This is a genomic window from Pseudomonas sp. WC2, from assembly GCF_050586545.1.
GTDB lineage: Bacteria > Pseudomonadota > Gammaproteobacteria > Pseudomonadales > Pseudomonadaceae > Aquipseudomonas.
The window spans coordinates 66,924-91,821 of sequence record NZ_JBOBDR010000025.1 but is presented as its reverse complement, the minus strand read 5'-3'; the positions used below and the strand labels follow the sequence as shown (position 1 = coordinate 91,821).

Here is a 24,898-nt window from a genome sequence, read left to right as displayed (position 1 = left end):
GCCTGCAGGAAAGTTCTTACAGCACGCGTTGACGTCGTCCGGCTGTCACAATCTGCCGACAATGCTAAGGTTCTGCCCTAGCTTTTGTACTTTTCCAAGGAAGCCCTTATGCCGGACGCCCAGTCCCTCAACGCTGCATTCATGGTGGTCCAGAGCAACAGCCTGGACGAACTGCGCAGCCTTGTGATCAGCATCATGCGGCGCTATCCACTGGCGCCCCTGGAAAACGAAATTGCGTTGGTCCAAAGCAATGGCATCGCCCAATGGCTCAAGCTGGCTTTGGCGGAAGACCCTGAGGAAGACGATCTTGGTGGCTGCGGTATTGCTGCGGCGATTGATGTGCAACTGCCCGGCAGCTTTATGTGGCAGCTCTACCGAATGGTTCTGGGTCGAGAAGAAATTCCGGCCAAATCTTTGCTCGATAAAGCCCCGCTCACCTGGCGCCTCATGCGGCTGCTCCCCCAGGTTATCGAACGCGCGCATTTCGAGCCGCTGCAACGATTCCTCACCCACGACACGGACTTGCGCAAACGCTACCAACTCTCCGAACGCCTGGCGGATCTCTTCGACCAATATCAGGTGTATCGGGCTGACTGGCTTGAGGATTGGGCTGAAGGGCGCCACCAGTTGCGCAATGTCAGAGGCGAAGTAAAACCTCTGCCAGCCACCAGTTGCTGGCAAGCCGAATTGTGGCGTGCACTGTTGAATGACGTCGGTGAACAAGGCATGGCGCAGAGTCGCGCCGGTGTTCACCAGCGCTTCATTGAGCGGATCAACAACCTCACTGAAGCCCCGGCGGGCCTTCCCTCGCGAGTGATCGTTTTCGGGATTTCCTCATTGCCAGCGCAAGTCCTGGAAGCGTTGGCCGGGCTCGCGCGTTTCAGCCAGGTTTTGCTCTGCGTACACAACCCATGCCGTCATCACTGGGCGGATATCGTGGCCGACAAGGACTTGCTACGGCACCAGTACAAGCGACAATCGCGCAAGAGCGGAATGCCTGTTGTCCTGGACCCGGAGATATTGCACCAACATGCCCACCCGCTATTGGCTGCATGGGGTAAGCAAGGCCGTGACTACATCAACCTGCTCGACAGTTACGACGATCCCAACAGCTATCGCTCAGCGTTTCGAGATGGTCGCATCGATCTGTTCAGCGAAACTCAGCCGCAGAATCTGCTCAATCAACTTCAGGACGATATCCTTGAGCTACGCGCGCTCAACGAAACGCGTGAGCACTGGCCCGCTTTTGATCTGACAAAAGACAATTCGATCCGTTTTCACATTGCCCACAGCGCTCAGCGCGAAGTCGAGATCCTCCACGACCAGCTCTTGGACCGCTTCAGCGCCAACCCGAATTTGCGTCCTCGCGATGTCATCGTGATGGTGCCGGACATCGACAGTTATGCACCACACATCCGTGCGGTGTTTGGTCAACTCGAACGGCACGATCCGCGTTTCATTCCCTTCACACTGGCGGATCAGGGCCAGCGTGGTCGCGATCCGCTGCTGATCGCTGTCGAACACCTGCTCAAACTGCCGGACAGCCGTTTTCCCGTCAGTGAAATCCTCGACCTGCTCGACGTTCCCGCTCTGCGTGCGCGCTTCGGCGTCGAAGAACGCGACTTGCCGACGCTGCACCGTTGGATCGAAGGCGCCGGTGTCCGTTGGGGCATGAGCGCCGAGCAACGCGCAGGACTTGGTTTACCTGATCAGCTGGAGCAGAACAGCTGGCATTTTGGTCTGCGCCGAATGTTGCTGGGTTACGCCGTCGGCAGTGCGAGTGCCCACGCAGGGATCGAGCCCTATGATGAAATCGGCGGTTTGGACGCCGCACTGATTGGACCGCTGGTGGCTTTGCTTGATGCGCTGGAACTCGCGCACCAAGAGCTTACGCAACCCGCCCAACCCAAAGAGTGGGGCCAGCGACTGCAAGCACTCATGCAACTGTTCTTCAAAGCCAGCAATGAACACGACGATTACTTGCTGACCCAACTCGAAGAGCTTCGCGAAACCTGGCTGGAGACCTGTGATGCAGTGGCGCTGGTCGATGAGCTGCCGTTGACGGTCGTGCGTGAAGCCTGGCTCGCCGGGCTGGATCAGGGGCGTTTGTCGCAACGCTTTCTGGCTGGGGCAGTAAATTTCTGCACGCTGATGCCGATGCGCGCCATCCCCTTCAAACTGGTGTGTTTGCTCGGCATGAATGACGGTGATTACCCGCGCGCGCAGCCGCCATTGGACTTCGATCTGATGGGCAGCGACTACCGCCCGGGTGATCGTTCCCGACGGGAAGATGACCGTTATCTGTTGCTCGAAGCACTGCTGTCCGCGCGCAATCAGCTCTACGTCAGCTGGGTCGGTCGCAGCATTCGCGACAACAGCGAGCGCCCAGCGTCGGTGCTGATCGGCCAGTTGCGCGATCACCTCGCCAGCGGCTGGCGGTTGCTCGACGAAGGTCAGGATTTGTTGGACGCCATGACCGAAGAGCATCCGCTGCAGCCTTTCAGTGCACGCTATTTCCACGAAGGCTATCAACTGTTCAGCTACGCCAGCGAATGGCAGGTACTGCACCAACAGCATTCGCCTCAACATAACGCGGAGTTACTCTCTCCCTTTATTCAGGAGGAGCCGCTGAGCCTCGCGCTGCTGCAGGATTTCCTGCGCAACCCGGTAAGGCACTTCTTCACGCAGCGACTCAAGGTGTATTTCGAGGCTGCCGAAGCACCGTTGGCCGATGAGGAGCCCTTTGTGCTCGACGCGTTGCAGCGTTATACGTTGAGCGACAGTCTGCTCGAAGCAGCGCTGCGGCAACCGGACAATGTCGATAAAGCACTTGAAATTCAGGCCCGGCGTCTGCAAAACAGCGGGCTGTTGCCAATGGCCGGCTTCGGCGAATGCTTGCAGCGGGAACTGATCGAGCCGCTGCCGGACCTGCTGCAGCGTTATCAACAGCTACTGGCGTTATGGCCGACACCACTGACCAGTGCCATCCCGATCAGTCTCGACTTGCAGGAGTTGCGCCTTGAAGGCTGGCTCTCAAGTCTGCATCAGCGCAGCGATGGTGGTGTGTTGTCGGTCACGACGATTCCCAACAGTATCGGCTCGATCAAAAGTCGTAAGTGGCATCGACTGACCAAACCATGGGTCAATCATTTGGTCGCCTGTGCCAGCGGGTTGTCATTGACCACGGCACTGGTCGCCAGCGACGACACATTGCTGCTTGAGCCGATGGAGCAAGATCGCGCACTGCGGTTCCTTGGCGATCTGCTTCTGGCTTGGCAGGCTGGCATGCGCCAGCCATTACCGATCGCCGTGAAAACCGCTTTTGCCTGGCTGTCGCAAACCGACCCGGTCAAGGCCGAAGCGGCCGCCCGCAAAGCCTATGAAGGTGACGGTCAGACCAGCGACGGCGAGCGCCGCGAGAGCCCGGCGTTGTCGCGACAATTTGCCGACTTCGATGCATTGCTTGCCGACGAAACATTCTCCGGATGGTGCGACGCCTTATACCGCCCATTGCTTGAAGCCCCTTGGCGTTCATTGTCCAGCGAAGGGGCACGCGCATGAGTACGAAGACACCCTTGGCGCTGGCGTTCCCCCTGCGCGGCAGCCAGTTGATCGAAGCCAGTGCCGGTACCGGCAAGACCTTCACTATTTCTGCGCTTTATCTGCGCCTGATCCTGGGCCACGGAGGCGAAGCCAACAGCTTTGGTCGTGAACTGTTGCCGCCGCAAATCCTCGTCGTGACGTTCACCGATGCCGCGACCAAAGAACTGCGCGAGCGGATCCGCACACGACTGGCCGAGGCGGCACGTTTTTTCCGTGACGAGACGCCGGCACCGGACGGGTTGATCGCCGAACTGCGCGACCAATTCGAACCTGTGCAATGGCCCGGTTGCGCCAATCGTCTCGATATCGCCGCGCAATGGATGGACGAAGCCGCCGTCTCGACCATTCACAGTTGGTGTCAGCGCATGCTGCGCGAGCATGCGTTCGACAGCGGAAGTTTATTCACTCAGTCACTGGAGACCGATCACAGCGATCTGCTCGGCGAAGTGTTGCGCGATTACTGGCGGCTGTTCTGTTATCCGATGCAGGGTGACGCGCTCAATTGGGTTCGCAGCAACTGGGGCGGTCCTGCGGCATTGTTGCCGCGCGTGCGCGGATTGTTCGCCAGTGAGCGCGACAGCGCTGAGGGGCAAGCGCCCGCCGAGCTCATTGAGGCGTGCTTGCAAGAGCGCCGCGCAGCATTGATCGAACTGAAAATGCCTTGGCGCCAGTGGGCAGACGAGTTGCTCGCCATCTGTCATCAAGGCGTTGCCAGCAAGGCCGTCGATGGTCGCAAGATGCAGGCGCGTTATTTTGAACCGTGGTTCGAGAAGCTCAAGACATGGGCCGAAGACGAAGCCATGGAGCAACTGGACATCGGCACCGGTTTTAGCCGATTGACCCCTGACGGTATGGCTGAGGCCTGGAAAGGTCAGGCACCGAGTCATCCCGGCCTCGACGCCATGGCCGGGCTCAAATCCAGTCTCGATACATTGCCCACACCCGACGCCGCTGTCCTGCAACACGCGGCCAAGTGGGTCGGTGCGCGGTTTGAAGAAGAGAAGCGTCGCCGTGCCGAAATGGGTTTCGACGACATGCTCCTGCGCCTCGATGCTGCGTTACAGTCCGAAGGTGGCGAGCGACTGGCGACGTTGATCCGCGAGCAATTTCCGGTCGCACTGATTGACGAGTTCCAGGACACCGACCCGGTGCAGTACCGGATCTTCGAAAGTATCTATCGCATTGAGGACAACAGCCCTGACACCGGGCTGTTTCTGATCGGTGATCCCAAGCAGGCGATCTACGCGTTTCGCGGTGCGGACATCTACACCTATTTGCGTGCACGTCAGGCCACCACCGGTCGCCTGCACACGCTGGGCACCAACTTCCGCTCCAGCCATGGCATGGTCAACGCGGTCAACCATGTATTCGCACGCGCCGAGTCCCGAGAGCAGGGGCGCGGCGCGTTTTTGTTTCGGGAGAAAAACGGCGAAAACCCGGTGCCGTTCCAGTCCGTAGAGTCTCAGGGGCGCAAGGAAAAACTGCAGATTAGCCGGCAGGACGTTGCGGCCCTGAACGTCTGGCTGCTGCCCAGCGATCAGCCATTGTCGGGCGCGGTCTATCGGCAGCAATTGGCAGCGGCCTGCGCCAGCGAAATTACTGCGCTGCTCAATGGCGGACAAAGCGGCAGCGCAGGATTCACACAGGAAGAAAAAGAGTTCAGAGGCCTGCGCCCCTCAGACATCGCCATCCTCGTGCGCGACGGTAAAGAGGCTCAGGCTGTGCGTGGTGAACTCGCCGCTCGGGGAGTGCGCAGCGTCTATCTGTCGGATAAGGATTCGGTGTTCGCGGCACAGGAGGCTCACGACCTGTTGTCCTGGCTCAAGGCCTGCGCTGAACCGGACGTAGAGCGTTCACTGAAAGCCGCACTGGCCTGCATCACCCTGAATCTGCCACTGGTTGAGCTGGAACGGCTGAATCAGGACGAGCTGGTCTGGGAAACCCGCGTCATGCAGTTCCGAGGCTATCGCGAACTCTGGCGCAAGCAAGGCGTGCTGCCCATGTTGCGGCGCCTCCTGCACGACTTCCATTTGCCGCAAACCTTGATGATGCGCAGCGATGGCGAGCGGGTGCTGACCAACCTTTTGCACCTGTCGGAGCTGATGCAGCAAGCCGCCGCAGAACTGGATGGTGAGCAGGCGCTGATCCGCCATCTGGCCGAGCTTTTGGCATTGTCGGGCCAGGCGGGTGAAGAACAGATCCTGCGTCTGGAAAGCGATGAGCAACTGGTCAAAGTGGTGACTATCCACAAGTCCAAAGGCCTTGAGTATCCACTGGTATTCCTGCCGTTCATTTGCTCGGCTAAGCCAGTGGACGGTAGCCGGTTGCCGCTGCATTACCACGACGCGGCGGGAAAGGCTCAAGTCAGTCTCAAGCCAACCGCCGAGTTGATCGCGCAGGCGGATGAAGAGCGTCTCGCCGAAGATCTGCGTTTGCTCTATGTCGCCCTGACCCGCGCGCAACATGCCTGCTGGTTGGGCGTCACAGACCTCAAGCGCGGCAATAACAACAGCTCGGTGCTGCATCTTTCTGCATTGGGTTACTTGCTGGGCGGTGGCGCTGTTCTGGGCGAATCCACCGGGCTCAACCGTTGGCTGGAAGACCTGCAACAGAACTGCGCGGCGATCAGCATCGCCGATATGCCGCCGCCCACCGCCGAACACTATCAGCCGCCGCGCAACGAGGCCGTGCTCAGTGCCACGCTATTGCCTAAGCGCAAGGCCAGCGAAAACTGGTGGATCGCGTCCTATAGCGCACTGCGTATCAGTGATGTGCTGAGTGTCGGCAGTGATGAAGCACCGGACAGTCCCCAAGCACAGAAGCTGTTCGATGACGAACGCCTCGACCCGGATGCGCCGCGCGAAATCATTTCCGGCGGCGCCGATATCCATCGTTTCCCCCGTGGCCCGAATCCCGGAACATTTCTCCATGGTCTGCTCGAGTGGGCGGGTGATGACGGTTTCGCCGTATCTCGCGAGATGCTTGAGGATGCGATTGGCCGTCGCTGCAATCTGCGCGGTTGGGAAGGCTGGATCGTCACCCTCAGTGACTGGCTGCAGCATCTGCTCAAATCGCCATTGCCGATTGCGAGCGGGCAGCCGCCAGTGATTCTCGAGCAACTCAAGCAGTACCGCGTCGAGATGGAATTCTGGTTCGCCAGCCATAAAGTCGACGTGCTCAAACTGGACGAGCTGGTGCGTCAGCACACCCACAATGGCGTGGCCCGAGTGGGGGCAGAACCGGTGCAACTCAACGGCATGTTCAAAGGCTTCATCGACCTGACCTTTGAGCACAATGGTCGATACTACGTGGCCGACTACAAGTCCAACTGGCTGGGTGTGGATGATCTGGCCTACACCGAGCAGGCCATGGAACAATCGATCCTCGATAACCGCTACGACCTGCAATATGTGCTGTATCTGCTGGCGTTGCATCGCCAGCTCAAGGCGCGGTTGCCCGACTACGATTACGACCGGCATGTCGGTGGCGCGCTGTATCTGTTTCTGCGGGGCACGCGGGCCGACAGTCGCGGGGTTTACTTCGCCCGTCCGCCGCGCGAGTTGATCGAGCGTCTGGACCGAATGTTCCAGGGCAAACCCGAACCCAAAGCCGAACCCGCATGGGAACAGGGAGTCTTGCTATGAGCCGCACCTTCGCTGATCTGCTGCCGACCCCGTTGGCAGCGGACAGTCTGTCGAGACTGTCGCCCCTCACCAGCGCTGACGATTTGCTGCTGTTGCTCACCCGCTGGGTCGAGCGCGGCTGGCTGCGTGCACTGGACAAAGCCTTCGTAGCCTTTCTCTACGAACTCGAGCCTGACACCGATCCCTTGGTACTGCTCGCCGCCGCACTGACCAGCCATCAATTGGGCCACGGCCACGTCTGTCTGGATCTGTTCGAAACGCTCAAGGCCCCGGACTTTGCCCTGTCGTTGCCACCCGAAGGCGACGTGCAAGGAGGCGTTTTGCTGCTGCCTTCGCAATTGCTGGAAGCGCTTGATGGCGTGCATTGGTGCAAGGCGTTGGCGGGCAGTGGTCTGGTCGCGCTGGCGGTCGATGACCGTGAGGCGGCGCAGCAGCGTCCGCTGGTCCTTTCCGGGAAGCGCCTGTACCTGCGCCGTTACTGGGCTTACGAAAGACGCATCGACACCGCATTGCGTCAACGCCTCGAACACACCGAAGCGACGCCGGAAGATCTGCCGCAGCGGCTGAATGAATTGTTCGGATCAGCGAGTTCCGCTGAGGTTATCGACTGGCAAAAGCTCGCCTGCGCCCTCGCCACCCGCAGTGCTTTTAGCATTGTCACTGGCGGCCCAGGCACCGGCAAAACGACGACGGTGGTGCGCTTGCTCGCGCTGCTGCAAGCGCCGGCAGTGGAGGCCGGTCACCCCTTGCGGATTCGCCTTGCCGCGCCGACGGGCAAAGCCGCGGCACGCTTGACCGAGTCGATCAGTCAGCAAGTGCAATCGCTGGAAGTCGCCGAAGACGTGCGGGCGAAAATCCCCTGCGACGTGACCACCGTGCACCGTTTGCTCGGCAGCCGCCCAGGCACGCGACACTTCCGCCACCATGCCGGCAACCGCTTGCCGCTGGATGTACTGGTAGTCGACGAAGCGTCGATGATCGACCTGGAAATGATGGCCAGCCTGCTCGACGCGCTGCCGGCCCACGCGCGTCTGGTGCTGCTGGGCGACAAGGACCAACTGGCGTCCGTGGAAGCCGGCGCGGTACTGGGTGACCTGTGCCGTGACGCGGAACAAGGTTGGTACAGCCCGCAAACCCGCCGATGGCTCGAATCGGTCAGTGGGGAAACCCTGCAGGACAGCGGTTTGCAGGAAGACATCGACGGCTCCCATCCACTGGCCCAGCAAGTGGTGATGTTGCGTCATTCGCGGCGCTTCGGTGAAGGCAGCGGCATTGGTCAGCTCGCGCGACGCGTCAATCAGCAGTTGCCGGACGAGGCGCGCCAGCTACTGGCCGCCGGGCACTACGACGATGTGTTTTCACTGCCACTCAAGGGCGAGCACGACCACAAACTTGAGCGTCTGCTGCTCGAAGGTCACGGCGACGGCCCGCAAGGCTATCGGCATTATTTGAGCGTTTTGCGCGACAAGCGCCCGTCCGCCACAAGGCCGCTCGAGCATCCAGACTGGACCGACTGGGCACGCGAAGTCTTGCAGGCATTCGATACCTTTCAACTGTTATGTGCCGTGCGCAAAGGACCTTGGGGTGTTGAAGGTCTGAACCAGCGCATCACCAGCGCATTGCTCAAGGCTCGCCTTATCGACAGCGACCAGCAATGGTACGAAGGCCGCCCCGTGCTGATGACCCGCAACGATTATGGTCTGGGCTTGATGAACGGCGACATCGGCATCGCGCTGAAGCTGCCCGAGCGCGAAGGACCTGATGCTGGCAAATCGGTGCTGCGCGTAGCCTTTCCGCGCAACGATGGTCAGGGTGGCGTGCGCTTCGTCTTGCCGAGTCGACTTAACGACGTTGAAACCGTCTACGCGATGACGGTGCACAAGTCGCAGGGTTCGGAGTTCGCCCACACCGCGCTGATCCTGCCGGATGCATTGAACCCGGTGCTGACCAAAGAGCTGATCTACACCGGAATCACCCGCGCCAAGCACTGGTTCACGCTGATCGAGCCGCGCGCCGGGGTGTTTGAGGAGGCCGTCCAGCGCAAGGTCAAGCGTCTCAGCGGACTGATGCTGGAACTGGAGGAGGGTAGCGAGCCTCGCCCGTGAAAATCCTGAGGATGGGCGGCGATTACTGACCAAACAGTCAGGCGCCGCTGTCTCGCTGGCGTTCCACCGCTGTGCTATCGTTGCGGCATCATTTCGCTACGATCCAAGAGAATCCCCGCATGAAGGTGTCTGTCTGGGCGACAGAGCGCGTCGTTGGCTGCAAGCTCGCGTGGCTGGTCGGTCTGCTCTGGCTGTTGACGGGCGCGTCCGTCGTGCAAGCGCAGACGCCGCCGGGCATGGCAGAGCATCGTGCGCAGTCTGTCACGCAAGTGGTTCTCGGCATCCTCAGTTACGCCCGTTGGCCGGTGGAACCTGCGCAACTGCGCTTGTGCATCGTCGGCCCTACCGAATACACCGATGATCTGGTCAAAGGCACCACACAGGCCACTGGCCGACCAGTCATCGTCCGTCGACTGCTGGCCGACAACCCGGCGATCGTCAACGAATGCGACGCGGTGTACATCGGCAAACTCACCGCAGATGAGCGCAGCCGTCTCTTCGCATCCTTGATTGGTCACCCGGTGCTGAGCATCAGCGAAGGCGGCGATCAGTGCACCGTGGGCAGTCTGTTCTGCCTGCGCGTCGGTGACGAACAGGTGTCCTTTGAGGTCAATCTCGATTCCGTTGCCCGCAGCGGCGTACGCATTCATCCAAGCGTGCTGCAGTTGTCCCGTCGCAAACCGGCGGCACCATGAGACTGTCCAGATCGAATAGCCGCCCAACCCTGGGCTCGGTGCTTGGCCGTGGGCATTTGACCGTCGCGCTGATGGCGGTGGCGATGGCCAGTGTCTCGCTGACCCTGCTTGGGGTTCTGGCACTGCGCGTATACGCCGACCACAACCTGCACCTGATTGCCCGTTCGATCAGCTACACCGTGGAAGCAGCGGTGGTGTTCAACGATAAAAGCGCCGCCACCGAAGCGCTGGCGCTGATTGCGTCCACTGAAGAAGTGGCGGATGCGCAGGTGCTGGATGCCCAAGGTCGAGTGCTCGCACGCTGGCAACGCGCGGAAAACGGCTTGTTCTCTGAACTGGAGATGCAGATCACCCGCGCCCTTCTGGAGAAACCGATCAGCTTGCCGATCGTGCATCAGGATCGTGAGATCGGCCGTATTCTGCTCACTGGTCATGGCGGCAGTCTGATGCGTTTTCTGCTCAGCGGTCTCGCCGGGATTCTGCTCTGCACGGCCATCAGTGCCTGGGTGGCGATCTACCTGGCGCGTCGTCAGCTACGCGAAATCATCGGCCCGCTGCGCAGCCTCGCGACCGTGGCCCACGCCGCGCGCAGCGAGCGCGCACTGGATCGCCGCGTGCCGCCCGCGCAGATTGCCGAACTCGATAACCTCGGCAATGACTTCAATGCCTTGCTCGATGAACTCGAGTCCTGGCAGAACCACCTGCAAAGTGAAAACGAAACCCTCGCGCATCTGGCCAGCCACGACAGCCTCACCGGTTTACCGAACCGCGCGTTTTTCGAGGGGCGCTTGATCCGCGCTTTGCGCAATGCCGGCAAACTCAATGAGCGCGTTGCCGTGCTGTTTCTCGACAGTGACCGCTTCAAGGGCATCAACGACAACTTCGGGCATGCCGCCGGTGATGCGGTGTTGGTAGCCATTGCCAATCGGATACGCGCGCAGTTGCGGGAAGACGATCTGGTGGCCCGTCTGGGCGGTGACGAGTTCGCCATATTGCTCACGCCCTTGCACGAAATTGATGACGCCGAACGCATTGCCGAGAAGATTCTCGACAGCATGGACATGCCCATTGCGCTGCCGGGCGACACCAGTGTCGTGACCTCGCTCAGTATCGGCATCGCGGTTTTTCCGGATCATGGCGCCACCCCCGGGAGCCTGCTCAATGCCGCCGACGCGGCGATGTATCAGGCCAAGCGCCTGTCGCGTGGCGCCCAATTCACGGCTGGGGCGGAGCACCCGGTCGAACCCGTTCAAACCAGGAGCTAATTCCGTGTTCTCACTTCCAATCCGACTGTTTTCCGCGCTGCTGTTGATGGCTGCACTGACATTGACCGGTTGCCAGACTGCGCCGCAAAAAGGCCTGACCCCGGCGCAGGTCGCGGTGCTCAAACAGCAAGGTTTCGAGCTGACCGATGAAGGCTGGGAGTTTGGCCTGTCCGGCAAAGTGCTGTTCGGCAGCGACGTCGAAAGCCTGAACCCGGAAAGTACCGAGATCGTCGAGCGCATCGGTAAAGCGTTGCTGGGCGTCGGCATCGAGCGCGTGCGGGTCGATGGCCACACCGACGCGTCGGGCAAGGAAACCTACAACCAGCAACTGTCGCTGCGCCGCGCCAAAAGTGTCGCCGCCGTGCTGGGTACGATCGGCATGAAGCAGGAAAACATTCAGCTGCAAGGCCTTGGCAGCAAAGAGCCAGTGGCATCCAACGATACGGCGGCGGGTCGCACCGAGAACCGCCGCGTGGCGATCGTGGTCAGCAACGACTAATCGGCGAACTTCATTTCGCCGGTTTCCCCCATCAACAGACCCTGATTGCGCTCGGTCACCTCGCGGATGTAATCCCACAACAGGGTGATCCGCTTCAACTTGCGCAGGTCCTCCCGGCAGTACATCCAGAACTGCCGGGTAATGTCGATTTCCTCCGGCAGCACCGGCAGCAAACGCGGATCCTGCGCGGCGAGGAAGCATGGCAGAATCGCCAGCGAGCGCCCTTGCTGGGCCGCGACGAATTGCGCGATCACGCTGGTGCTGCGCAAGTTGGCGCTGGCGCCCGGCAGCACGTTCGCCAGATAGAGCAGCTCCGAGCTGAACGCCAGGTCATCCACATAACTGATGAATTGATGCTTGCCCAAGTCTGCCGGGCGGCGGATCGGTGGGTGTTTGTCGAGGTAGTCCTGGGTCGCGTAGAGCTGCAAGCGGTAGTCGCAAAGCTTGCAGCAGACGTACGGCCCATGCTCCGGCCGCTCCAGCGCAATGACGATGTCGGCCTCGCGCTTGGACAGGCTGATGAAGTGCGGCAGCGGCAGGATATCCACCGAGATCGCCGGGTAGGCGTCGACGAAATGACTCAATTGCGGGGTGATGAAAAAACTGCCGAAGCCTTCGGTGCAGCCCATGCGCACGTGCCCGGACAGCGCCACGCCGGAACCTGACACCTGCTCGCAGGCCATGTGCAATGTGCTTTCAATCGACTCGGCATAACCGAGCAAACGCTGGCCTTCGGTGGTCAGGACAAAGCCGCTGGTGCGCGACTTTTCAAACAGCAAGGTGCCGAGCGCAGCTTCCAGCGAACTGATCCGCCGCGACACCGTGGTGTAGTCGACCGCCAGCCGTTTGGCGGCGGTGCTGGCCTTGCGGGTGCGGGCGACTTCGAGGAAAAACTTGAGGTCGTCCCAGTTCAGCGAGCCTAAAGAGGTGATGTTTTTTTGCATGATGGACGGGCTTATATGTGCGTTCTTATTAGAAGTTTGCACATCTATACTCCAAAAACAGTCCGACAACCAATTCGTGACACACGCCTCATCTCAAGGCGAACCCTTCGCCTTGGCTCCTACGATAAAAACAAGTTTCGGAGACCAGCATGAACGCATCGCTTACGCCCAACGAAACCACGGTCCAGAAGGTCAAGCTGCTGATCAACGGCGAGTGGGTCGAGTCGCAGACCACCGAGTGGCACGATATCGTCAACCCGGCAACCCAGCAGGTATTGGCCAAAGTCCCGTTCGCCACCGCCGCTGAAGTCGATGCCGCCGTCAGCGCCGCTCAGCAGGCCTTCCAGACCTGGAAACTGACGCCGATTGGCGCGCGCATGCGCATCATGCTCAAGCTGCAGGCGCTGATCCGCGAACACTCCAAGCGCATCGCCGTGGTGCTCAGCGCCGAACAGGGCAAAACCATTGCCGACGCCGAGGGCGATATTTTTCGTGGCCTGGAAGTGGTTGAGCACGCCTGCTCGATCGGCACTCTGCAAATGGGCGAGTTCGCCGAGAACGTCGCCGGCGGCGTTGATACTTACACCCTGCGCCAGCCAATCGGTGTGTGCGCCGGCATCACGCCGTTCAACTTCCCGGCGATGATTCCGCTGTGGATGTTCCCGATGGCCATTGCTTGCGGCAATACCTTCGTCTTGAAGCCTTCGGAACAGGATCCGTTGTCGACCATGCTTTTGGTCGAGTTGGCGATCGAGGCCGGCGTTCCGGCGGGCGTGTTGAACGTGGTTCACGGTGGCAAAGATGTGGTGGATGGCCTGTGCACGCACAAGGACATCAAAGCGGTGTCTTTCGTCGGTTCGACCGCTGTCGGTACTCACGTTTACGACTTGGCCGGCAAACACGGTAAACGTGTGCAGTCGATGATGGGCGCGAAGAACCACGCCGTGGTGCTGGCGGATGCCAACCGCGAGCAAGCGCTGAATGCCTTGGTCGGTGCCGGTTTCGGTGCGGCCGGGCAACGTTGCATGGCCACCTCGGTGGTGGTGCTGGTCGGTGCGGCAAAACAATGGCTGCCCGATCTAAAAGCACTTGCGCAGAAACTCACCGTCAACGCCGGCAACGAGCCGGGCACCGATGTTGGCCCAGTGATCTCGAAAAAAGCCAAGGCGCGGATTCTCGATCTGATCGAAAGCGGCATCAAGGAAGGCGCCAAGCTCGAACTGGACGGTCGCGACATCAAGGTTCCGGGTTACGAGCAGGGCAACTTTGTCGGCCCGACCCTGTTCTCGGGCGTGACCACCGACATGCAGATCTACACCCAGGAAATCTTCGGCCCGGTGCTGGTGGTGCTGGAAGTCGATACCCTTGATCAGGCGATTGAGCTGGTCAACGCCAACCCATTCGGTAACGGCACCGGCCTGTTCACCCAGAGCGGTGCAGCGGCGCGTAAATTCCAGACTGAAATCGACGTCGGTCAGGTCGGCATCAACATCCCGATTCCAGTGCCGGTGCCGTTCTTCAGCTTCACCGGTTCGCGCGGTTCGAAACTCGGCGACCTCGGCCCGTACGGCAAGCAAGTGGTGCAGTTCTACACGCAGACCAAAACGGTCACGGCGCGCTGGTTCGATGACGACAGCGTCAACGACGGCGTGAACACCACCATCAACCTGCGCTGAGGAATCGACCATGAAAATCGCATTTATCGGTCTGGGCAACATGGGCGCGCCGATGGCGCGCAACCTGATCAAGGCCGGCCATTCGCTGAACCTGGTCGACCTGAACAAAACCGTGCTGGCGGAACTGGAGCAACTGGGCGGCAGCATTCGCGCTTCGGCGCGTGAGGCGGCCGAGGATGCCGATCTGGTGATCACCATGCTGCCGGCGGCTGTGCATGTGCGCAGTGTCTGGCTCGGCGAGGACGGTGTGCTCGCTGGTATCGGCAAAGGCGTGCCGGCGGTGGATTGCAGCACGATAGATCCGCAGACCGCTCGCGATGTCGCTGCCGCTGCGGCCAAACAAGGCGTGGCCATGGCGGATGCACCGGTCTCTGGCGGCACGGGCGGTGCGACCGCTGGCACCCTGACCTTCATGGTCGGCGCCACCCCGGAACTGTTCGCCACCCTGCAACCGGTGCTGGCGCAGATGGGCCGCAACATTGTCCATTGCGGTGAAGTCGGCACCGGGCAGATCGCCAAGATTTGCAACAATCTGTTGTTGGCGATTTCGATGGTCGGCGTCAGCGAGGCGATGGCGCTGGGCGATGCATTGGGCATCGACACGTCCGTGCTGGCCGGGATCATCAACAGTTCGACCGGTCGTTGCTGGAGTTCGGAGATGTACAACCCGTGGCCGGGCATTGTCGAAACGGCGCCGGCGTCGCGCGGTTACACCGGTGGCTTCGGTGCGGAACTGATGCTCAAGGATCTCGGTTTGGCGACAGAAGCGGCGCGTCAGGCCCATCAACCGGTGGTGCTCGGCGCGGTGGCGCAGCAGTTGTATCAGGCGATGAGTCAGCGTGGGGACGGCGGGAAAGATTTCTCGGCGATCATCAACAGCTATCGCAAGCCTGCAATAGAAGGTCAGCGCTAAACAAACTGTGGGAGCGAGCCTGCTCGCGATGACGGCGCTCGCTTCAACAAGGAAGTGACTGACCGTCCGCTTTCGCGAGCAGGCTCGCTCCCACAGGGAAAATGCGTGTGTTGGAAATTTTTTGCCGGGAATCACGTCGGGTGATCTCCCGGCTTTTTTGCATCAGGCGAACACGAAATATTTGCGCACGGTTTCGACCACTTCCCACGTGCCTTTCATGCCCGGCTCAACCACAAAAATGTCGCCTGCGCGCAGATGGATCGGCGCCATGCCGTCCGGGGTGATCACGCAGTAGCCTTCCTGGAAGTGGCAGTATTCCCACTTCACGTATTCAACGCGCCACTTGCCCGGCGTGCAAATCCACGTGCCCATGATCTTGCTGCCGTCTTCGCTGGTGTAGGCGTTGAGGTTGACGGTGTGCGGGTCGCCCTCGAGTTTCTCCCATTTGCAGGCGTCGAGTACCGGCAGCGGATGGGTGTCGCGCAGAACGGTGATAGGGGCGGTCGCGGTCATGTGAGCTCCGGGCAGAAGGAATTGAAGTCGCACCCTATAGCGCTCGGTCAGTGCTCAGTTGTCTGGGGTCGACATCGATCTGCTCAGAAACGCGCGCTCTGCCCCTTAGGGGAGAGTCAAGGCGTGCAACAGGGCTTTGGCGTAACTCGGCAAATGAGCGAAATCCTTGGCGCACAGCATCAAGGTGCGGCGGGCCCACGGTTCGTTGAGGGGCACGCTTTTGATGTTTTGCGGCGATGCACGTTCGATGGCGGCCAGCGGTACAACGGCCAGCCCGGCACCTCTGCCGACCATGCGCATCACGCCATCGAAACCGTCGGCGCGAATCCGCACCTGCATCCTCGTGCCGCTGTGCAGGGCCTGTTCTTCCAGATAAATCGCCAAGGCACTGTCGATGCTGAGTCCTACAAAGTCGTGGTGCAACGCGTCGCTGAAACTGACGTCGGCGGCGTCAGACAGCGGGTGATCGATGGGCAGAATCAGCACCAAGGGATCGTCGCGGAACGGTTGTGTCTGTAGGTCACGGGTGTCGACCGCGTCGGAGACAATGCCGAGGTCCGCCGCTCCCTCGCGCAAGGCGTGGGTGATGCGCGCGCTGGGCAGCTCCTGCAAATCGATGTCGAGATTGGGCTGGTCGCGCAGAAAGTCCGCGAGTACTTCCGGCAGGTATTCGGTGATTGCTGTGGTGTTGCACAGCAGTCGCACCTGACCTTTGACGCCTTGGGCGTAGTCGGCGAGGTCCTGCTGCATGCGTTCGGCCTGTTGCAGGAGGATGCGCGCGTGGTGGGCGAGGGCTTTGCCGGCGGGTGTGGGCGTGACGCCACGGCGCCCGCGCTCGAGGAAATCGGTGCCGAGCGAGGCTTCCATCGCACGGATTCTGGCGCTGGCGGCGGCGAGCGAAAGATGGCTGCGCGCGGCGCCGGCGGTGATGTTGCCGGTGTCGAGAATGTGCAGGTAGAGGCGCAGGTCGGTGAGGTCGAAGTGCATGGTTAGCCCTTGGGTTTGTGGTGGCTGGGCCATCAGCCCCAACGTAAATATCAGCCTCTCAAAAAAGCAGAGGCAGCCTCAGTATATGGCAGATTTTCAGCCAACCTCCGCTTGCCGCACAGTTACACCATGAACACACTCACCGACTTCTACCAACACCTCGGCCTGGCCCTGTCCCTGTTGGTTATCGGCACCTTCATCCTCGCTGGCCTGATCAAAGGCGTGATCGGCCTCGGCCTGCCCACCGTTGCCGTGGGCCTGTTGGGTCTGGCTATGGCGCCGTCGCAGGCAGCCGCTTTACTGATCATCCCTGCCACCCTGACCAACCTTTGGCAACTGGCATTCGGCGGGCATTTGAAAGCCCTGATCCAACGCCTCTGGCCAATGTTGCTGATGATCTTCCTCGGCACCGGCATCGGCACGTTGTGGATCGGCATGGCGGGCGGACATTGGGTGGTGCGCGGGCTCGGCGCGGCGTTATTAATCTACGCGTTGAGCGGATTATTCCTGCCAACGCTGCAGGTAAATCCTCGACATGAACGCTGGCTCGGGCCGGTCTGTGGGGTAATCACCGGCGTCATCACCTCCGCCACTGGGGTCTTCGTGATTCCGGCAGTGCCTTATCTGCAAGCGCTGGGTCTGGATCGCGATCAACTGGTGCAGGCGCTGGGTCTGTCCTTCACCGTGTCGACATTGGCGTTGGCCGCCGGATTGCTCTGGCGCGGCGCCCTCGGCGGCGGCGAATTGAGCGCTTCGTTGCTGGCGCTGATCCCCGCCGTCCTCGGCATGCTGCTCGGTCAATGGCTGCGACAGCGGATCAGCGCTGTGCTGTTCAAGCGGGTGTTCTTTATCGGTCTGGGCGCGCTCGGCGCCCATCTGCTGATCAGCGGTTAGCCGAGGCTTCGCTGAGCATATCGATGGCGCGGATATCGAAATCGCGCTCCAAATACTCCATGCGCTCGGCGAAAAATGCCTTCATGTGCGGCAGGTTCGAATGCACATCCAGATCTGCCTGCGATGCCCAGATTTCGTAAAAGATAAACAGCGATGGATCTTCTTTATCACGCAGCATGTGGTACTCGATGCATCCGGGCTCCGCGCGGCTCGGCTCGACATAGGCGCGAAACATTGCCTCAAACGCCTCGGCTTTTTCCGGGCGGGTCTTGGCGTGCAGGATAAAACCCTGGCGTTCACTCATCGCAGCAACTCCTCAAATTCGAATGGCCGCAAATGCTATGGCAACAATCGGCATTCGATTCGTGCTTTTTGGTCAAATGTATTTTGCGCAATCACGGCTTATTCCGCGCGAGGCAGATCGTTAATCTGCCGCCATTCAAATTTCTCTTCTCCACCCAGCCCGACGGCTGCGCCGAGGTCTTCTCATGAAAAAAGTATTGCTACTCAATGGCGGTAAAAAATTCGCCCACTCCGACGGTCGTTACAACACGACCCTGCACGAAGCTGCACTGAGCGTGCTGGATCGCGGTGGTCTCGACGTTAAAACCACCTTCATCGACGAGGGCTACGACGTCGCCGAAGAAGTGGCGAAATTCCTCTGGGCCGACGTGATCATTTATCAGATGCCGGGCTGGTGGATGGGCGCGCCGTGGACGGTGAAGAAGTACCTCGACGAAGTCTTCACCGAAGGCCACGGCAGCCTCTACGCCAGCGATGGCCGCACCCGCTCAGATGCGTCGCAGAAGTACGGCAGTGGCGGCCTGATTCAGGGCAAGCAATACATGCTGTCGCTGACCTGGAACGCACCGCAGCAAGCCTTCGATGACCCGACTGATTTCTTCGAAGCCAAAGGTGTCGATGCGGTGTACTTCCCGTTTCACAAGGCCAACGAGTTTCTCGGCATGACCGGGTTGCCGACGTTCCTCTGTGTCGACGTGATGAAGCGTCCGAACATCGAGGCTGATGTGGCGCGGTATGAGCAGCATTTGACTGAGGTGTTTGGCCTCAAGGGCTGATGCTCGGCTACTATCGAAGGCCTGAGCCTGCGGGGCAGGCCAATCGATTTGAGGACACCCGTGAAAGCCAGATCCGATGAGTTGCAGATTTTCGTCTGCGTGATCGAATGCGGTTCGATTTCCGCCGCCGCCGAACAGGTCGGGCAGACGCCCTCAGCCGTCAGCCGCACGTTATCGAAGCTGGAAGCCAAGCTCGACACCACGCTGATCAACCGCACCACGCGGCGCATGGACCTGACCGAAGAGGGCAAGTACTTCTTCGAACACGCCAAGCTGATTCTCGACCAAATGGATCAACTCGAAGAACGCCTGTCGTCACGCCAGCAAACCCCGTCCGGGCGTTTGCGCATCAACGCCGCCTCGCCATTCATGCTCCACGCGGTGGTCCCGTACATCGACGAATTCCGTCAGCTCTATCCGGACATTCAGCTGGAACTCAACAGCAATGACCTGATCATTGACCTGCTGGAACAAAGCACCGACATCGCCATTCGCATCGGCACCCTCGCCGATTCGACGCTGCACGCGCGTTCGCTCGGTTGCAGTCCGCTGCTGATCGTCGCCAGTCCTTCGTATCTGAAAAAGCATGGCGCGCCGCAGCAAGTCGCTGATCTGAGCGACCACACCTTGCTCGGCTTCACTCAGAACGAAGGCCTCAACCAGTGGCCGCTGCGTTACGTGCACGGTGATCGTTGGCCGATCACTCCGGCGATCAGCGCCTCCAGCGGCGAGACCGTGCGCCATCTGGCACTGGAAGGGCAGGGCATCGCTTGCCTGTCGCACTTCATGACCATCGATGACATTCGTGCCGGGCGCTTGAAAGTCCTGCTCGGCGAATTCAACAGCGGATATCGCCAGCCGATCAACGCGGTGTACTACCGAAACTCGCAATTGGCGCTGCGTATTCAGTGCTTCCTCGACTTCATCCAGAGCAAACTCGCTGCTTACGCCAGTGCCGATTTCAAGGGCTGATTCGTGACCCCTGCGCAAGAGTGATTTGGCTGAGGGCGGGTGTTTCCCTCGGGTCCACGGGCCGATACTCGTCCCATCACTTACCCACGCAGGGAGTTACTCCATGAACGTATTCGTCACCGGCGCTGTCGGTTTTATCGGCGGCTCCATCGCCACGGGTCTGGTTCAGGCCGGGCACAACGTCACCGGTCTGGTGCGCAGCGCCGAACAGGCCGATGAGCTCAAAGAACTCGGCATCATCCCGGTCATCGGCACCCTCGACGACGAAGCATTGCTTGGCGACCAGGCCCGCACCGCCGACGCCGTGATCAACGCAGCCAGCAGTGACCATCGTGGTGCGGTCGAAGCCTTGCTCGATGCCTTGCGCGGTTCCAACAAAGTGTTCCTGCACACCAGCGGTTCGAGCATTGTCGGCGATGCATCGGGCGGCAAGTCCAGCGACGTCATCTACTACGAAGACAATCTGCCGGCACCTACCGTCGACAAAGCGGCTCGTGTGGCCATCGACAATCTGATCCTCGCCGCGGCGAAGGACGGGGTGAATTCCGCCGTCATCTGCAACACGCTGATCTACGGCCACAGCCTGGGCGTCAATCGCGACAGCGTGCAACTGCCGCGACTGCTCAAGCAAGCACGCAAAAGCGGCGTGGTGCGCCACGTCGGCACTGGCCAGAACATCTGGTCCAACGTGCACATCGAAGACGTCGTCGCCCTGTACCTGCTGGCGCTGACTAAAAACGTCCCAGGTACTTTCTACTTCGTCGAAAGTGGCGAAGCGTCGTTCATCGACATGACCACCGCCATGGCCCAAGCGCTGAACCTCGGCCAACCGCAAGACTGGCCATTGAAAGACGCCGAAGCCGAATGGGGCTACGAAATGGCCAACTACGGCCTCGGCTCCAACAGCCGAGTGCGCGGCAAACATGCCCGTGAACTGCTGGGCTGGGCACCGAAGCGCACATCGGTGGTTGAATGGATTCGTAACGAAATGGTGTGAGTTCTGCAAGCCAGCTCCCACAGGTTTTGCACTCTGTCTGAGGGCGCGCGATCAGAACTGTGGGAGCGAGCCTGCTCGCGAAAGCGGTGCGTCAGTCGACGGGGATGTTGGATGTGACTAAGCCTTCGCGAGCAGGCTCGCTCCCACATTGGTTTTGTGTTTGTTCAGGAAGCATGTAAATCCCGCCCCGCGATTTTCATTAATCGCGACAAGACATATCCATTCGCGACACGCCTTACCTCTCCACGAAAATTACTTTCATGTGGTTTGAAATCTCGATCTCGAAATGATTTATGAGTTTCACAACCCATTCGAACGTGACCCTTTCGAGGAGTACCGCATGACACCTGACTTCGGCTATTGGCTGCTGGTGTACGCAGCCGTTGCCATCATCGCTTTGATCGTTCTGATCGCCCGTTACCGGCTCAATCCGTTCATCGTCATCACACTGATTTCCATCGGGTTGGCGCTGGTCGCGGGGATGCCGGCGTCCGGGGTGGTGGGGGCTTATGAGGCCGGGGTCGGTAAGACGCTGGGGCATATTGCGCTGGTGGTCGCGTTGGGGACGATGCTCGGGAAGATGATGGCCGAGTCCGGCGGCGCCGAGCAGATGGCGCGCACGCTGATCGATAAATTCGGCGAAAAGAACGCGCATTGGGCGATGGTCTGCATCGCTTTTCTGGTCGGGCTGCCGTTGTTCTTCGAAGTCGGGTTCGTCTTGCTGGTGCCGATTGCCTTCACCGTGGCGCGCCGCGTGGGTGTGTCGATTCTGATGGTCGGGTTGCCGATGGTCGCTGGCCTGTCGGTGGTGCATGCGCTGGTGCCGCCGCACCCGGCGGCGATGCTCGCGGTGCAGGCTTATCAGGCCTCGGTCGGGCAGACCTTGCTGTATGCGATTGCCATCGGCATTCCCACCGCGATCATTGCCGGTCCCCTGTACGCCAAATTCATCGTGCCGCGCATTCACTTGCCGGCGGATAACCCGCTGGAAAAACAATTCCTCGACCGCGAACCGCGCGACAAGCTGCCGGGTTTCGGGATCACCATGGCGACCATTCTGCTGCCAGTGGTGTTGATGCTGCTCGGTGGCTGGGCCAACCTGATTTCCACGCCCGGCAGCGGCTTCAATCAGTTTCTGCTGTTCATCGGCAACTCGGTGATCGCGCTGCTGCTGGCGACTTTGCTGAGTTTCTGGACGCTGGGCATCGCTCAGGGTTTCAGCCGCGAATCGATTCTGAAATTCACCAACGAATGCCTGGCGCCCACCGCCAGCATCACTTTGCTGGTCGGTGCTGGCGGTGGCTTGAACCGGATTCTGGTCGACGCTGGCGTCACCGATCAAATCGTCGGCCTTGCTCACGAATTCCACCTGTCGCCGCTGATCATGGGCTGGTTGTTCGCCGCATTGATGCGCATCGCCACCGGTTCCGCGACCGTGGCCATGACCACCGCGTCAGGCGTGGTTGCGCCGGTGGCCATTGGTCTGGGATATCCACACCCGGAGCTGTTGGTGCTGGCGACCGGCGCCGGCTCAGTTATCTTTTCCCACGTCAACGACGGCGGCTTCTGGTTGATCAAGGAATACTTCAACATGACGGTCGCGCAGACGTTCAAGACCTGGACCGTGCTCGAGACGCTGATTTCGGTAGTCGCGTTCGGCCTGACCGTCGGCCTTTCTTACCTGCTGTAACCGGAGCCCGCCGCCCATGGACATCCTCTACCAGATCCGCGCCCGTCAGGATTTCTTCAGTGCCGGTGAGGGCCGCATCGCCCGGCTGATGCTCGACGACGTCGGGTTCGCCGCGAGCGCCAGCCTCGAAGACCTCGCGCAGCGCGCCGAAGTCAGCACCGCCACGCTGTCGCGTTTCGCCCGCACCGTCGGCTGTCGCGACCTGCGTGATCTGCGTCTGCAACTGGCCCAGGCCAGTGGCGTCGGCAGTCGTTTTCTCGACCCGGCGGGCACGCCTGAGCAGTCGGCGTTTTACGGGCAAATCGTCGGCGATATCGAAACCACCTTGCGTCAGCATCTGGCCGGATTCGACGAATCACGCTTCGCCGACGCAGTGAAACTGCTCGGCCAGGCACGGATGATTCATGCCTTCGGCATGGGCGGTTGCTCGACGCTGTGCAGCGATGAATTGCAGGTCCGCCTGGTGCGTCTCGGTTATCCGATCGCAGTGTGTCATGACGCGGTGATGATGCGCGTCACCGCCGCCAGTCTGAACGCCGAGCAAGTCGTTATCGTTTGTTCGCTGACCGGCATCACCCCGGAATTACTCGAGACGGTCGAACTGGCGCGCAACTACGGCGCACGCATTCTGGCGATCACCCGCGCCGATTCGCCGCTGGCGGAACTGGCCGACATCGTCCTGCCGCTGCAAGGTGCGGAAACCTCGTTCATCTACAAACCGACGGCGGCGCGCTACGGCATGCTGCTCGCCATCGACGTGCTCGCGACCGAGCTGGCGCTGGCCAATCCTGAAGACAATCAAGAACGTCTGCGGCGGATCAAACTGGCCCTCGACGAATACCGTGGCGGCGACGATCACCTGCCGCTGGGAGACTGACATGCTGTACGACACCCTGATTCGCAATGCCCTGATCATCGACGGCAGCAACGTGCCCGGTTACCGCGCCGATGTGGCGATTCGCGAGGGCCGCATCGAGCGTATCGGCGACTTGCACGATGCCACGGCGACCGAAGAAATCGATGCCGCTGGCCGCGTGCTGGCGCCGGGTTTCATCGATGTGCACACCCACGACGACACCGTGGTGATTCGTCAGCCGGAGATGCTGCCCAAGCTCAGCCAGGGCGTGACCACGGTGATTGTCGGCAACTGCGGGATCAGCGCCTCACCGGTGAGTCTGAAGGGGAATCCGCCCGATCCGATGAACTTGCTCGGCTCCGCGGCGGCATTCGTTTATCCACGTTTCAGCGATTACCGCGCAGCGGTCGAAGCGGCGAATACCACGTTGAACGTTGCCGCACTGATCGGCCACACCGCGCTGCGCAGCAATCATCTGGATGACCTGTTCCGCACCGCGACGCCCGAAGAAATCACTGCGATGCGCGAACAGTTGCGCGAAAGTCTTGAGGCCGGTGCGTTGGGTTTATCCACAGGCCTGGCCTACGCGAGTGCCTACAACGCCTCCACCGATGAAGTGATGCAACTGACCGAAGAACTCACGGCATTCGGCGCGGTGTACACCACCCATCTGCGCAGCGAATTCGCCCCGGTGCTGGAAGCGATGGACGAGGCGTTTCAGATTGGTCGTCACGCCAAATCGCCGGTGATCATTTCCCACCTCAAATGTGCCGGAGTCGGAAATTGGGGGCGCAGTCCGCAGCTTCTCGCTTCGTTGGAAGAAGCGGCAAAAACCCAGCATGTGGGCTGCGATTGTTACCCGTATGCGGCGAGTTCTTCGACGCTGGATCTGAAGCAAGTCACCGACGCGCATCGCATCACCATCACCTGGTCGACACCGCACCCGGAAGTCAGCGGCCGTGACCTGATCGATATCGCTGCCGAATGGAGTCTGCCGTTGCTCGATGCCGCCAAACGCCTGCAACCGGCGGGCGCTGTTTATTACGGAATGGACGAGGCCGACGTACGAAGAATCCTCGCGCACCCGCTTTCGATGGTCGGCTCTGACGGACTGCCGGAAGACCCGTTCCCGCATCCGCGTCTGTGGGGCGCTTTCCCACGGGTGTTGGGACATTTCAGTCGCGACGTCGGCCTGTTTCCATTGCACACCGCCGTGCACAAGATGACCGGGTTGTCGGCGGCGCGATTTGGTTTGAAGGAGCGCGGCGAAATTCGTGAAGGCTATTGGGCGGATCTGGTGTTGTTCGATCCGGCGACCGTGCGGGATGTCGCGGATTTCAATGATCCGCAACGCGCGGCGCAGGGGATTGATGGCGTATGGATCAACGGCGTGTTGAGTTATCGCGATGGTCAGGCGAATGGGCGCAGGGAAGGGCGATTCCTCGCACGTCAGGGCGATCTGCGCGACAACTTTCATTGAGGATTCGTGGCGTGCGTCACAGTGATGGCACTCTGAGATTAAAGAAAGCCATCATCAAGCCGAATTCCTGACATCCACCCCGGCTA

General features: G+C 60.5%; 19 protein-coding genes. 15 read left to right on the top strand and 4 right to left on the bottom strand.

Annotation, left to right across the window (positions count from 1 at the left end; translation table 11 throughout):
• Positions 1 to 108 precede the first annotated feature (108 nt).
• The 6 genes from recC to ACQ4OE_RS24625 all read left to right on the top strand — a co-directional run bounded on the left by recC (position 109) and on the right by ACQ4OE_RS24625 (position 11,811).
• Positions 109 to 3,561 (top strand): exodeoxyribonuclease V subunit gamma, encoded by a 3,453-nt coding sequence (gene recC / locus ACQ4OE_RS24650; protein WP_430948216.1) that lies wholly within the window; start codon positions 109 to 111, stop codon positions 3,559 to 3,561.
• A complete protein-coding gene (gene recB, locus ACQ4OE_RS24645; protein ID WP_430948215.1) occupies positions 3,558 to 7,247 on the top strand; it encodes an exodeoxyribonuclease V subunit beta in 3,690 nt (1,229 codons plus the stop codon). The genes recC and recB overlap by 4 nt, the downstream gene beginning before the upstream one ends.
• On the top strand, positions 7,244 to 9,352 hold the full coding sequence (recD, locus tag ACQ4OE_RS24640) for an exodeoxyribonuclease V subunit alpha (protein ID WP_430948214.1): 2,109 nt from the start codon (positions 7,244 to 7,246) through the stop codon (positions 9,350 to 9,352). The genes recB and recD overlap by 4 nt, the downstream gene beginning before the upstream one ends.
• Positions 9,353 to 9,471: 119 nt before the next feature.
• Positions 9,472 to 10,047 carry a YfiR family protein gene (locus ACQ4OE_RS24635; RefSeq protein ID WP_430948213.1) on the top strand — a complete coding sequence of 192 codons (576 nt, stop codon included), beginning with the start codon at positions 9,472 to 9,474 and terminating at the stop codon, positions 10,045 to 10,047.
• Positions 10,044 to 11,312 carry a diguanylate cyclase domain-containing protein gene (locus ACQ4OE_RS24630; RefSeq protein ID WP_430948212.1) on the top strand — a complete coding sequence of 423 codons (1,269 nt, stop codon included), beginning with the start codon at positions 10,044 to 10,046 and terminating at the stop codon, positions 11,310 to 11,312. Before ACQ4OE_RS24635 ends, ACQ4OE_RS24630 begins: the two co-directional genes overlap by 4 nt.
• Before the next feature lie 4 nt (positions 11,313 to 11,316).
• The gene (locus ACQ4OE_RS24625; protein ID WP_430948211.1) at positions 11,317 to 11,811 is read left to right on the top strand and encodes an OmpA family protein; all 495 of its coding nucleotides are present in this window, start codon (positions 11,317 to 11,319) and stop codon (positions 11,809 to 11,811) included.
• Here ACQ4OE_RS24625 and ACQ4OE_RS24620 read toward each other — a convergent pair.
• Entirely contained in the window at positions 11,808 to 12,755 is a 948-nt protein-coding gene (locus ACQ4OE_RS24620) for a LysR family transcriptional regulator (protein WP_122589391.1), read from the bottom strand. The genes ACQ4OE_RS24625 and ACQ4OE_RS24620 overlap by 4 nt on opposite strands.
• Before the next feature lie 149 nt (positions 12,756 to 12,904).
• Here ACQ4OE_RS24620 and ACQ4OE_RS24615 point away from each other — a divergent pair, with 149 nt between their 5' ends.
• Together ACQ4OE_RS24615 and mmsB are read left to right on the top strand one after the other, a co-directional pair.
• Positions 12,905 to 14,431 carry a CoA-acylating methylmalonate-semialdehyde dehydrogenase gene (locus tag ACQ4OE_RS24615; RefSeq protein ID WP_430948210.1) on the top strand — a complete coding sequence of 509 codons (1,527 nt, stop codon included), beginning with the start codon at positions 12,905 to 12,907 and terminating at the stop codon, positions 14,429 to 14,431.
• A gap of 10 nt (positions 14,432 to 14,441) precedes the next feature.
• Positions 14,442 to 15,344 carry a 3-hydroxyisobutyrate dehydrogenase gene (gene mmsB, locus ACQ4OE_RS24610; protein WP_430948209.1) on the top strand — a complete coding sequence of 301 codons (903 nt, stop codon included), beginning with the start codon at positions 14,442 to 14,444 and terminating at the stop codon, positions 15,342 to 15,344.
• A 162-nt stretch (positions 15,345 to 15,506) separates the two neighbouring features.
• On the opposite strand, the gene ACQ4OE_RS24605 is transcribed toward mmsB, so the two are convergent.
• Together ACQ4OE_RS24605 and ACQ4OE_RS24600 are read right to left on the bottom strand one after the other, a co-directional pair.
• Positions 15,507 to 15,857: a cupin domain-containing protein gene (locus tag ACQ4OE_RS24605; RefSeq protein WP_122589396.1), complete on the bottom strand. Its 351-nt coding sequence runs from the start codon at positions 15,855 to 15,857 to the stop codon at positions 15,507 to 15,509.
• 105 nt (positions 15,858 to 15,962) lie between these two features.
• Positions 15,963 to 16,844 (bottom strand): LysR substrate-binding domain-containing protein, encoded by an 882-nt coding sequence (locus ACQ4OE_RS24600; protein ID WP_430948217.1) that lies wholly within the window; start codon positions 16,842 to 16,844, stop codon positions 15,963 to 15,965.
• Positions 16,845 to 16,973: 129 nt separating this feature from the next.
• Here ACQ4OE_RS24600 and ACQ4OE_RS24595 point away from each other — a divergent pair, with 129 nt between their 5' ends.
• Entirely contained in the window at positions 16,974 to 17,738 is a 765-nt protein-coding gene (locus tag ACQ4OE_RS24595; protein ID WP_430948208.1) for a sulfite exporter TauE/SafE family protein, read from the top strand.
• Here the strand turns inward: ACQ4OE_RS24595 and ACQ4OE_RS24590 are convergent.
• Entirely contained in the window at positions 17,728 to 18,042 is a 315-nt protein-coding gene (locus tag ACQ4OE_RS24590; RefSeq protein WP_430948207.1) for a putative quinol monooxygenase, read from the bottom strand. The two genes, ACQ4OE_RS24595 and ACQ4OE_RS24590, sit on opposite strands and share 11 nt — an antisense overlap.
• Before the next feature lie 184 nt (positions 18,043 to 18,226).
• Here ACQ4OE_RS24590 and ACQ4OE_RS24585 point away from each other — a divergent pair, with 184 nt between their 5' ends.
• From ACQ4OE_RS24585 to ACQ4OE_RS24560, 6 genes are all read left to right on the top strand, one after another.
• On the top strand, positions 18,227 to 18,817 hold the full coding sequence (locus ACQ4OE_RS24585) for an NAD(P)H-dependent oxidoreductase (protein WP_430948206.1): 591 nt from the start codon (positions 18,227 to 18,229) through the stop codon (positions 18,815 to 18,817).
• A gap of 60 nt (positions 18,818 to 18,877) precedes the next feature.
• Complete coding sequence (locus ACQ4OE_RS24580) at positions 18,878 to 19,789, top strand: LysR substrate-binding domain-containing protein (RefSeq protein WP_430948205.1); 912 nt, start codon at positions 18,878 to 18,880, stop codon at positions 19,787 to 19,789.
• Between the two features lie 103 nt (positions 19,790 to 19,892).
• Positions 19,893 to 20,786 (top strand): NAD-dependent epimerase/dehydratase family protein, encoded by an 894-nt coding sequence (locus ACQ4OE_RS24575; RefSeq protein WP_430948204.1) that lies wholly within the window; start codon positions 19,893 to 19,895, stop codon positions 20,784 to 20,786.
• Between the two features lie 340 nt (positions 20,787 to 21,126).
• Positions 21,127 to 22,476 (top strand): GntP family permease, encoded by a 1,350-nt coding sequence (locus tag ACQ4OE_RS24570; protein WP_122589416.1) that lies wholly within the window; start codon positions 21,127 to 21,129, stop codon positions 22,474 to 22,476.
• 16 nt (positions 22,477 to 22,492) lie between these two features.
• On the top strand, positions 22,493 to 23,353 hold the full coding sequence (locus ACQ4OE_RS24565; RefSeq protein ID WP_430948203.1) for a MurR/RpiR family transcriptional regulator: 861 nt from the start codon (positions 22,493 to 22,495) through the stop codon (positions 23,351 to 23,353).
• Position 23,354: 1 nt separating this feature from the next.
• On the top strand, positions 23,355 to 24,812 hold the full coding sequence (locus ACQ4OE_RS24560; protein ID WP_430948202.1) for an N-acyl-D-amino-acid deacylase family protein: 1,458 nt from the start codon (positions 23,355 to 23,357) through the stop codon (positions 24,810 to 24,812).
• Positions 24,813 to 24,898 lie beyond the last annotated feature (86 nt).

Coding starts and splice junctions, on each gene's coding strand:
- ACQ4OE_RS24615 (WP_430948210.1), top strand. CDS start 12,905: ATGAACGCATCGCTTACGCCCAACGAAACCACGGTCCAGAAGGTCAAG.
- ACQ4OE_RS24630 (WP_430948212.1), top strand. CDS start 10,044: ATGAGACTGTCCAGATCGAATAGCCGCCCAACCCTGGGCTCGGTGCTT.
- ACQ4OE_RS24595 (WP_430948208.1), top strand. CDS start 16,974: ATGAACACACTCACCGACTTCTACCAACACCTCGGCCTGGCCCTGTCC.
- ACQ4OE_RS24620 (WP_122589391.1), bottom strand. CDS start 12,755: ATGCAAAAAAACATCACCTCTTTAGGCTCGCTGAACTGGGACGACCTC.
- recD (WP_430948214.1), top strand. CDS start 7,244: ATGAGCCGCACCTTCGCTGATCTGCTGCCGACCCCGTTGGCAGCGGAC.
- ACQ4OE_RS24575 (WP_430948204.1), top strand. CDS start 19,893: ATGAACGTATTCGTCACCGGCGCTGTCGGTTTTATCGGCGGCTCCATC.
- mmsB (WP_430948209.1), top strand. CDS start 14,442: ATGAAAATCGCATTTATCGGTCTGGGCAACATGGGCGCGCCGATGGCG.
- ACQ4OE_RS24570 (WP_122589416.1), top strand. CDS start 21,127: ATGACACCTGACTTCGGCTATTGGCTGCTGGTGTACGCAGCCGTTGCC.
- ACQ4OE_RS24635 (WP_430948213.1), top strand. CDS start 9,472: ATGAAGGTGTCTGTCTGGGCGACAGAGCGCGTCGTTGGCTGCAAGCTC.
- recB (WP_430948215.1), top strand. CDS start 3,558: ATGAGTACGAAGACACCCTTGGCGCTGGCGTTCCCCCTGCGCGGCAGC.
- ACQ4OE_RS24565 (WP_430948203.1), top strand. CDS start 22,493: ATGGACATCCTCTACCAGATCCGCGCCCGTCAGGATTTCTTCAGTGCC.
- recC (WP_430948216.1), top strand. CDS start 109: ATGCCGGACGCCCAGTCCCTCAACGCTGCATTCATGGTGGTCCAGAGC.
- ACQ4OE_RS24605 (WP_122589396.1), bottom strand. CDS start 15,857: ATGACCGCGACCGCCCCTATCACCGTTCTGCGCGACACCCATCCGCTG.
- ACQ4OE_RS24590 (WP_430948207.1), bottom strand. CDS start 18,042: ATGAGTGAACGCCAGGGTTTTATCCTGCACGCCAAGACCCGCCCGGAA.
- ACQ4OE_RS24585 (WP_430948206.1), top strand. CDS start 18,227: ATGAAAAAAGTATTGCTACTCAATGGCGGTAAAAAATTCGCCCACTCC.
- ACQ4OE_RS24600 (WP_430948217.1), bottom strand. CDS start 16,844: ATGCACTTCGACCTCACCGACCTGCGCCTCTACCTGCACATTCTCGAC.
- ACQ4OE_RS24560 (WP_430948202.1), top strand. CDS start 23,355: ATGCTGTACGACACCCTGATTCGCAATGCCCTGATCATCGACGGCAGC.